We start from the raw sequence: 7,450 nt of genomic DNA on the forward strand, positions 1-7,450 counted from the left end.
CAACAAGCATCCCAAACCGGGCCTCCATTCAGCATGAAGGCCATCGTGAACCCGTTTCTCAGAAAGGGGTCGTTTTTGGCTGCCTGTCCCCCTTCCGAAGGGGTCACTTTTCCATGCCGCTTAACACTCAGGTTTAATGTTTCTGGTTGAGCAGGAACTCATTGTTTGAAGGCACCGCACGATCTGCACGCCAAGCCGCCAATGCGCACGTCCCGCTCAGTCATATTCAACCGGGAGAGCATGCTGGCGTCCACACCCCATAATGCCTTGAGCAGAGCCCGTTTTCATATGCTTCGCAGCTCATGGGTCGTTACCGTGTCTTATCGCTACCTTTTTCGGCCGACCGCCCTTGGCACCATTCCGGCCGCCGCCTTGGCATTACTGGCGGACGATCCCCCTGCACATCCCATTTGTGCTGCCATCCAGCTTCGGGAACCGTAGATATCGTGGATCAGGCCTTCGACCAGAACATCGGCATCAAGGCGGGGCCAGTGAAGGCCGTTACCAAGCGGGGTCATCTCGATCTTGGCCAGATCATTCAGGGAAGCGCCCTGCAAACCCTGCAACAAGTCCACTGGCACACTCATCTCAACGCCATTCGAGAGCGTGACGTGAATGGCGCGGCGTACACGGATAAACCTTGCAGACACCACATGGGGAACAGTCGCTCTATGGAGCGCACCTGCTTCACGAACAGCCTGATAGTCCACTTTATTCATCATGTCTCTTCCCCGCCGCTTCCTATGACCGACGCCCCGGCGGTATCGGGAGAAATGGGACCTGAGGATCCAGAACAAGCCGGACCTGTCGAAATTTACTCCGTATGGGCGTAGGCTTCACGCACGGCTTCCGGCCGATTGGAAATGGCCCGCAGATAACTTTTTGCAGCGGTATCTGGCGTACGTTCCCCGCTTTCCCATCCTTTGATGGTTTCCTCTTCCAGACCATACCAGAGCGCGAACTGTCGGCGACTGAGCTTCAGACGCCGACGAATCAGGGCCACATCCACATCGGCCTTGTGATCGACATGGATCGCCCTGATCCCGGCCTTTGCAAGGTCGGAGATAACCGCCTCGATCGTGTCAGTCATGGGCAGCAGAACGATTGCATGCCCTTCCGCCTGTTCCGAGGATTGCCTGATGAGGTCTTCCACCGTCTTCTTGGCGGCCAGCATCGTCAGGCCACGCCTGGACAGCGCCATCGTGACGGCAATGGAATTGAGATCAGGCCATCCCTCACGCGTCAGGGTCAGGGCGAATCTGGCGCGTGAACCGGAACGGACGCGGGATATGGCCCGGACAGGCCCCAGTCGTGCGAATTCCGCCTTCAATGATGATTTCATCGAGATCCATTCCTTCCAGAACGGCCTGTGCGATCGTTTTCAGATTGGCGAACCCGACCCCATTGGCTGTTGCACCGTGGATGTGAGTCTTGGCCAGCTTCATGAATCCTTGGGATCGATCGACACTGAATTCAGCCATGACCATCAGAACGACACCAGGAGCCTGAATAACCAGGGTTGCGATCGGATCACTGCTCTGGTCATCGTCCATTTCGAATGACAGGTCTTCGACTGTCCACCGTGGCCTCATGCTAAATTATAGGTTCAATGAACCTATAATTCAAGCAGATCCCGCCGTCGTCCTTCCGATAGCAGCGCCCGCCCATACAGGATATCGGCCTGGGTCATGGTCGTAATGAAGATGGTCATCATGGACTGACGGGACATCCAGGCCAGCACCGCCCCGTCAGGCCCGGAGCGCATCAGTTCGGAGAGGATGTTGGTGTCGAGAATGATCACACTCCGAAATCCACATCCCTGATGGCCTCACGGGACACGGCAGGCAGGTCTACCCCGCCCAGCCCGGCAAAACGCTGGTAGATGGCCTGACCGGCATCCACCCCCTGCGACACTTCAGCGGAAAGAGTCGAGCGCAGGATATCGCGCACCTCTTCCTCCATGGAACGCCCATGCTGTGCTGCGCGCAGACGAAGCCTGTGCTTGAGACTGTCATCGAGATTGCGGATGGTCATGACGGCCACGGGAACCTCCATTAGGCAATGACAGCATTGCAGTCATTGACTGCGCGTTCTTCAATCATCAGGTCAGGTTAGGGTATTTGAGGGAAGAGACGAAATCCCGCGCTGAAGATTACCAGTAATATTCGTGGGGGCGTCGGGTTCCGGTATACGGAAAGACCGCCTCGAGAGGATCGAGATCGCCCTTGATGATCAGGTGGGCAATATGCCTGTCATGATGACGGCCAGGGCGGATATCGTGCAGATGGCTGTACCAGTTTGGAGATTCAGAGGCATCACGTGAGCCTCCATAGCCACAGCGATCCGGCCGGTTGGCCCAGCGATGGTTCCGGCCGTGTCTACGGCTGTGATGATAGGTGCGAGACATGGGAGCTTCCCCTCCATGACGCACGGAGTGATTTCCGGGCGTACCTACATCGCCCGATCTCCCCTGTTCTGGTTGTTCATTTGCTCCTGACCACCGGCTTAAGCCTTGCCTGCAGGGTCATGGCCGCGATCATGCCGGAACGGCTCTCATGGGATGATCTGGCAAGCGCATCCAGCCGCTCCAGAACGCGCCGGGGAAGGGAGATGTTCGCCCGTTCCACCCGGTCATCGAGGACGGCCGGATCAATGGTGACAAAGCCCACTGTCCAGCCCTCATAATCCGGGTTGTTCTGGATGGCGTCGAGCGTGCTGGGAGAAGGCACAGCCTCTCCGGCATCCAGCGTGGCGTCGATCCATGCCGCAGCGGCCTCTTCCGCATTGGAAATGGCTTCATCGAGCGTGTCGCCTGCCGAAAAGCAGCCGGGGAGGTCAGGAAAGACAACGCCAAATGCCGTTGTCTCGCTGCCCCGTTCGATAACAACCGGATAGCGCATGATGATCCTCCTAGAGACCCGCCTGTTTGCGGATGGCGGCAACCAGACCGGTGCCCAGATCCTTTTTGGGATGAGGGACGACCACGATCCCTGGTCGCGATGGATGTTTGAAGACGTTGTGTGAACCGCGCACGCGATCCAGCTTCCAGCCTGCTTTTTCCAGCTCCCGGATCAGATCGGCACTCTTTATTTACACATCATACACATGGCCTGCCCCCTGTTCAAGAAGGCAGGTAAAAGGATGTGACCAGGCCGTCAATTCCCTGCAATGCCCGTAGAGCACTCTGGGAGGCCGTACAGAGCGTAATTCCCTCTATGGTCTACCCCAACTAGTCACCACGTTTGGTAACGCCTGTATGGTCGTCCTGTAGCGCCTGGTGGGCATGCTGCAACATGTGAGTCGCTGAATGACCGTTTGAACTCCGTTGTGTCTTGAGCAGATTGCGGTCTTGCCCGGTTTTTCTGGCGTTGCAGGTGTCGGGCGAGCGCGGAGCGGGAGCCCCGTAGGGCGCCGAAGGTGCCGACGCAGGCGGGGAGGATGCGTTTATCGCATTGTCATATGATATTTTCACGCCGAAGGCGTGTCCGTTTAGCGCAGCCCGGAAAGGGCGAGCAGGGGGATGCCGGGTGGGAGATCGCGCGAAGCGCGATCGGGGCGGCCGTAGGCCGCGAGCCGGCGGGGGCAGAGCCCCCAAGAGGCGGTGATCAAATTTAAATTTGGAATTTTTAGGATTTGAGAAATTATCCACAGGATGAGAAACCAAAGACGGTGTTAAATATGTGTTAGATTCTGTGTTAAGGGATTCCAATGGGTCCATAAGCAGATGATTTAAAAAGATAAATTATCATAATTCCGCTGTTTTGGTATTTAAAACCCCGAATCTTGGTATTTAAAACCCCGAATCTTGGTATCTGAAACCCCGAATCTTGCTTCCGGTATTTAAAACCCCGAATCACTTGACACGAGTATCTGAAACCCCGAACGTAAGTTATGGTATCTGAAACCCCGAATCAGCCAGTTGTTTATGAGGCTCTTTTACCGGAGCGTCATCCTCAGCATGACCTGTTCATCTGCGACGTGGCAGATGCGGTACTTAAGGATGTGATGCCCCAAATGGAGCATCCGTTCTATTCCTTGTCCAAAAAACCTGAGACTTCCATTCGCCGCTATGAGCATAATGGGCAATGGCTGGAAATCACGCCAAGCGTGAAGGGTCTTGCTACAATCTACGACAAGGATATTTTGATCTACTGCATTTCACAGATCATGGCGAAGCTAAAAGCCGGGGAGAAGGTATCGCAACGGGTGCGGATCAGCAGCCGTGACTTACTTATCTTCACCAATCGCGGTACGGCAGGTAAAGACTATAAGGCCCTCATCGAAGCCCTCGACCGCCTTGAGGGAACCCGTATCCGCACCAACATTGTCACAGGCGACGAAGAACAGGTGGACGGTTTTGGCCTGATCGACGCTTCATCCATCCGCCGTAAACTCGGCCTCGACGGCCGCCTGTTGCATTGCGAAATCAAGCTGTCGGATTGGGTCTTTAACGCAATCAAGAGCAATGATGTTCTGACACTACACCGTGATTATTTCCGGCTACGCAAACCGTTGGAACGACGCGTTTATGAACTAGCCCGCAAGCATTGCGGTCAGCAAACAGCATGGAAAGTCTCTCTTGAGATTCTGTTGAAAAAATCAGGCTCTCAAAGCCCAGAAAAGCTATTCCGACAGATGATAAAAAATCTCGCAGCGAGCGATCATCTGCCAGATTACCGTGTCGAATTCGATCTCCAGAAAGACATGGTAACATTTATCAATCGCGGCACGATGAAAGCTGCCGAGCCCGCAGCAGAGGCTTGGATGGGCGCGCTCGATCCTGATATTTACGGGGATGCTCGGAACGTCGCACCAGGTTGGGATGTACACCATCTCGAAAGAGAATGGCGTATGTGGCTGGGTGATAACGAGATCGCCCCGAAGAATCCCGAGCGGCATTTCATCAAGTTCTGCGAGACGTGGTTTGCTAAGCGCGGTCAACCCTGATTGTGCAAATATACAAGCATACTTCTACGTGAAATAGGGGTCAGCGCTCTCCAAAAGGATGGCGCCCGTGCTTACGCATCAGGTCATCAATGGCTTCCCCAATCAAACCCTGAATAGTTGTATCAGTATCAAGGGCGAGTTGATGTAGTCCCTTGCTAACCGCTGGGGAAAAATATCCCACCACAGCCCGCTTACCTTCTCTCGGATTGCGCGGGCGGGCTTTCTCTACCACTGCTTGCGCTTCCGGTTCCACAACCGATGGCGCGACCGTCTTTTTGAGACCAGCAAACCGACTCATGCTGTACGTCCTTAACTTAGAAATTTGCTAACGTGTTTTTGTATCATCTTGTTTGTGTGATGGCATGTTAACTTGATCACACACCCAATTCCACAACCGTGCCACATCAGCAGCAGCCTTGCTTTCCGGCTCCGCTTCCTGCGCAGTCTGACCGGAACCAACGCTATGATGAAAAATCGCACGCTCTGACAAGACAACAGGAGCAACAGGGATGCCGAACTGCGCCACGACCGCAGCCGCCTCTCTATAAACTTGAGGCGCACGAGGAGGCCCTGCAGTAAAAATCACAAAGGCAGGCTTGCCACTGGCTCGCACAAGTTCTGCCGTTGTTCTGACAGCATCCATATCGAAAGCGCGTGGTCTACATGGAATCAATAAGAAGTCAGCGACACGGCACGCCTCACGCGCCATAATATCGGCATGAGGCGGGGTATCTATTATTGATAGCTCTGCGCCTAGTTCAGAGGCTTGCTCCAGCTTTCTTGATAACAAGGCGTGGGCTGCACAATCCACCACATCCGGGTCGGCATCCCCTCGCCACGCTTTCCATGAACTTGCAGTCGCTTGAGGGTCTGTATCGAGGATAAGAGAAACGTATCCAGCGGCACTGGCACTGGTCGCCAGGTGCAGGGCAAGCGTCGTCTTCCCAGCCCCCCCCTTCTGACTAATGATCGCGATTGTTTTCATGCCACCATGTTTCCGTGTTAACATATTAACTCATTATCATGATATTTTGATAACTCAATATCTAACTCACAAAAAACGAATAATTTAATCGAACCGAACATTTCATATATCTCCAGCCGATGTGTTGGCACTCATTTCAATGTCATCGTGTTAACATGAGAGCATGAGAGCATGAGAGCATGAGAGCATGAGAGCATGAGAGCATGAGAGCATGAGAGCATGAGAGCATGCTGACATCATATTTGCTCTATATACAATAGCCTAATAATGTTCTGGCTGATCCGCAATGAGAGCTGTCAAGTCCCGACCTTCATTGATCAGAGGGCAGGCGGCAGATGAGCGAGGATCTTGAGATACCGGGTCACGTGCCGCAGTTCGTCTAGCTGCTCGGTCGAAGTCAGTAACTCGCATTGTCCTGCCTGCCATAGCCCGAGCAGATACGCTGGCAGGGATTTTTCAAAAAGCAGGGCACTGATGAGAAGATTGGTCTTGGTGGCCAGACGCACGCTTTAGCTGGACTTGTCTGTTGCCAGCGTGGCGGTCACGGCCTCACCGATCAGGTCCTCCAGCGCGTCCGGCTCCATATCTGCGAACCCACTCCGGGCTTCCGCCATCGTCCTGTCGAACACACGCCAGCGCACTGCCTCCTCGATGAAGCGCGACAGGTCGCCTTTCTTCATGCCATGCTGCGCCAGGAAACCACGTACGGCGATATCGGTTTCGCGGGAGACCGAAACCGTCCAGCGGACCATATCAGTCGACATGTCGGTGCTTATACGCTTGTTGTGATTTCCCTTTCGCAAAATGCATTACCCCCACATTTTCCGTGCGATATCCTGCTCCTCGGCGCCGACGGCATCGGCGTAGATGGCGGTGGTGGAGAGCTGGGCGTGGCCGAGCCATTTCTGCACCATGTTGAGGGGGATGCCGCTGGAGACGGCGGCGACGCCGAAGGCATGGCGCAGGCCCTTGGGGGACGCGGCCGGGCCGGACAGGCCGGCGGCGGCCATGACCGCGTGCACCGCCCGCCAGCCGGTCATGCGGGACCAGGGCCACAGCCGGACAGCCGCTCCACGCCCTCGCCGGCGCTGGGCCTCGCGGATGCCATGCACCAGGTCCAGGGCCTCGAGCAGGGACGGGGGCACCGGCACGGCGCGATAGATCCCGTCCTGGCGCTTCTTGAGCGTGGCGAACACCAGCACGCCGCCGGCCAGGTCCACCCGGTCCGCCGTGAGGGCAAGGGCCTCGGACAGGCGGCAGCCCGACCAGGCCAGGGTCATGCACAGCGTGCGGGCCTCGCGCGGCGCCTGCTCGGCCGCGCGCAGGAACCGCGCCCGCTCGGCAACCGTGAGGTATTTGCGGCTCCCGTCGCGGTCGAACAGCTGCATCCCGGGATCACGACACGAAAGTGTATTTTACGTACGCTTGGAGTGAACACCTGTAGAACTGGCCACATTGAGGTTCACGCAACAAGTAGGGATGCAGGTACCCGAAGCGGTCGTAACGCGCCAGCTTCGG

General features: G+C 55.9%; 14 protein-coding genes. 1 reads left to right on the forward strand and 13 read right to left on the reverse strand.

Going from position 1 to position 7,450, the window contains the following annotated elements:
- Positions 1-326: 326 nt before the first annotated feature.
- The 8 genes from OQZ28_RS16810 to OQZ28_RS16845 form a co-directional block, all read right to left on the reverse strand.
- On the reverse strand, positions 327-722 hold the full coding sequence (locus OQZ28_RS16810) for a DUF2442 domain-containing protein (RefSeq protein WP_110532025.1): 396 nt from the start codon (positions 720-722) through the stop codon (positions 327-329).
- A gap of 92 nt (positions 723-814) precedes the next feature.
- Positions 815-1,174: a helix-turn-helix domain-containing protein gene (locus OQZ28_RS16815; RefSeq protein WP_239019504.1), complete on the reverse strand. Its 360-nt coding sequence runs from the start codon at positions 1,172-1,174 to the stop codon at positions 815-817.
- A 61-nt stretch (positions 1,175-1,235) separates the two neighbouring features.
- Positions 1,236-1,553, reverse strand: a complete 318-nt coding sequence (locus tag OQZ28_RS16820; protein ID WP_158003675.1) for a hypothetical protein — start codon at positions 1,551-1,553, stop codon at positions 1,236-1,238.
- Positions 1,554-1,615: 62 nt separating this feature from the next.
- On the reverse strand, positions 1,616-1,801 hold the full coding sequence (locus OQZ28_RS16825) for a PIN domain-containing protein (protein WP_235721115.1): 186 nt from the start codon (positions 1,799-1,801) through the stop codon (positions 1,616-1,618).
- On the reverse strand, positions 1,798-2,055 hold the full coding sequence (locus OQZ28_RS16830) for a FitA-like ribbon-helix-helix domain-containing protein (protein WP_235721116.1): 258 nt from the start codon (positions 2,053-2,055) through the stop codon (positions 1,798-1,800). The genes OQZ28_RS16825 and OQZ28_RS16830 overlap by 4 nt, the downstream gene beginning before the upstream one ends.
- Before the next feature lie 97 nt (positions 2,056-2,152).
- Positions 2,153-2,407 (reverse strand): hypothetical protein, encoded by a 255-nt coding sequence (locus OQZ28_RS16835; protein WP_110532029.1) that lies wholly within the window; start codon positions 2,405-2,407, stop codon positions 2,153-2,155.
- A 76-nt stretch (positions 2,408-2,483) separates the two neighbouring features.
- Positions 2,484-2,900 carry a type II toxin-antitoxin system HicB family antitoxin gene (locus tag OQZ28_RS16840; RefSeq protein ID WP_010518062.1) on the reverse strand — a complete coding sequence of 139 codons (417 nt, stop codon included), beginning with the start codon at positions 2,898-2,900 and terminating at the stop codon, positions 2,484-2,486.
- Positions 2,901-2,910: 10 nt separating this feature from the next.
- Positions 2,911-3,090 carry a type II toxin-antitoxin system HicA family toxin gene (locus OQZ28_RS16845; protein WP_019087453.1) on the reverse strand — a complete coding sequence of 60 codons (180 nt, stop codon included), beginning with the start codon at positions 3,088-3,090 and terminating at the stop codon, positions 2,911-2,913.
- A gap of 801 nt (positions 3,091-3,891) precedes the next feature.
- Between OQZ28_RS16845 and OQZ28_RS16850 the strand changes: the two genes are divergently transcribed.
- On the forward strand, positions 3,892-4,947 hold the full coding sequence (locus OQZ28_RS16850) for a replication initiator protein A (protein WP_019092487.1): 1,056 nt from the start codon (positions 3,892-3,894) through the stop codon (positions 4,945-4,947).
- A gap of 40 nt (positions 4,948-4,987) precedes the next feature.
- On the opposite strand, the gene OQZ28_RS16855 is transcribed toward OQZ28_RS16850, so the two are convergent.
- The 5 genes from OQZ28_RS16855 to OQZ28_RS16875 form a co-directional block, all read right to left on the reverse strand.
- Entirely contained in the window at positions 4,988-5,245 is a 258-nt protein-coding gene (locus OQZ28_RS16855) for a ribbon-helix-helix domain-containing protein (RefSeq protein ID WP_081500038.1), read from the reverse strand.
- Between the two features lie 27 nt (positions 5,246-5,272).
- Complete coding sequence (parA, locus tag OQZ28_RS16860) at positions 5,273-5,932, reverse strand: ParA family partition ATPase (RefSeq protein ID WP_010517102.1); 660 nt, start codon at positions 5,930-5,932, stop codon at positions 5,273-5,275.
- A 317-nt stretch (positions 5,933-6,249) separates the two neighbouring features.
- Positions 6,250-6,438 carry a PIN domain-containing protein gene (locus OQZ28_RS16865; RefSeq protein ID WP_010517100.1) on the reverse strand — a complete coding sequence of 63 codons (189 nt, stop codon included), beginning with the start codon at positions 6,436-6,438 and terminating at the stop codon, positions 6,250-6,252.
- Between the two features lie 3 nt (positions 6,439-6,441).
- Complete coding sequence (locus OQZ28_RS16870) at positions 6,442-6,696, reverse strand: ribbon-helix-helix domain-containing protein (RefSeq protein ID WP_010517099.1); 255 nt, start codon at positions 6,694-6,696, stop codon at positions 6,442-6,444.
- 45 nt (positions 6,697-6,741) lie between these two features.
- Entirely contained in the window at positions 6,742-7,320 is a 579-nt protein-coding gene (locus OQZ28_RS16875; protein WP_232276024.1) for a tyrosine-type recombinase/integrase, read from the reverse strand.
- Positions 7,321-7,450 lie beyond the last annotated feature (130 nt).

Source organism: Komagataeibacter sp. NFXK3, assembly GCF_054182245.1.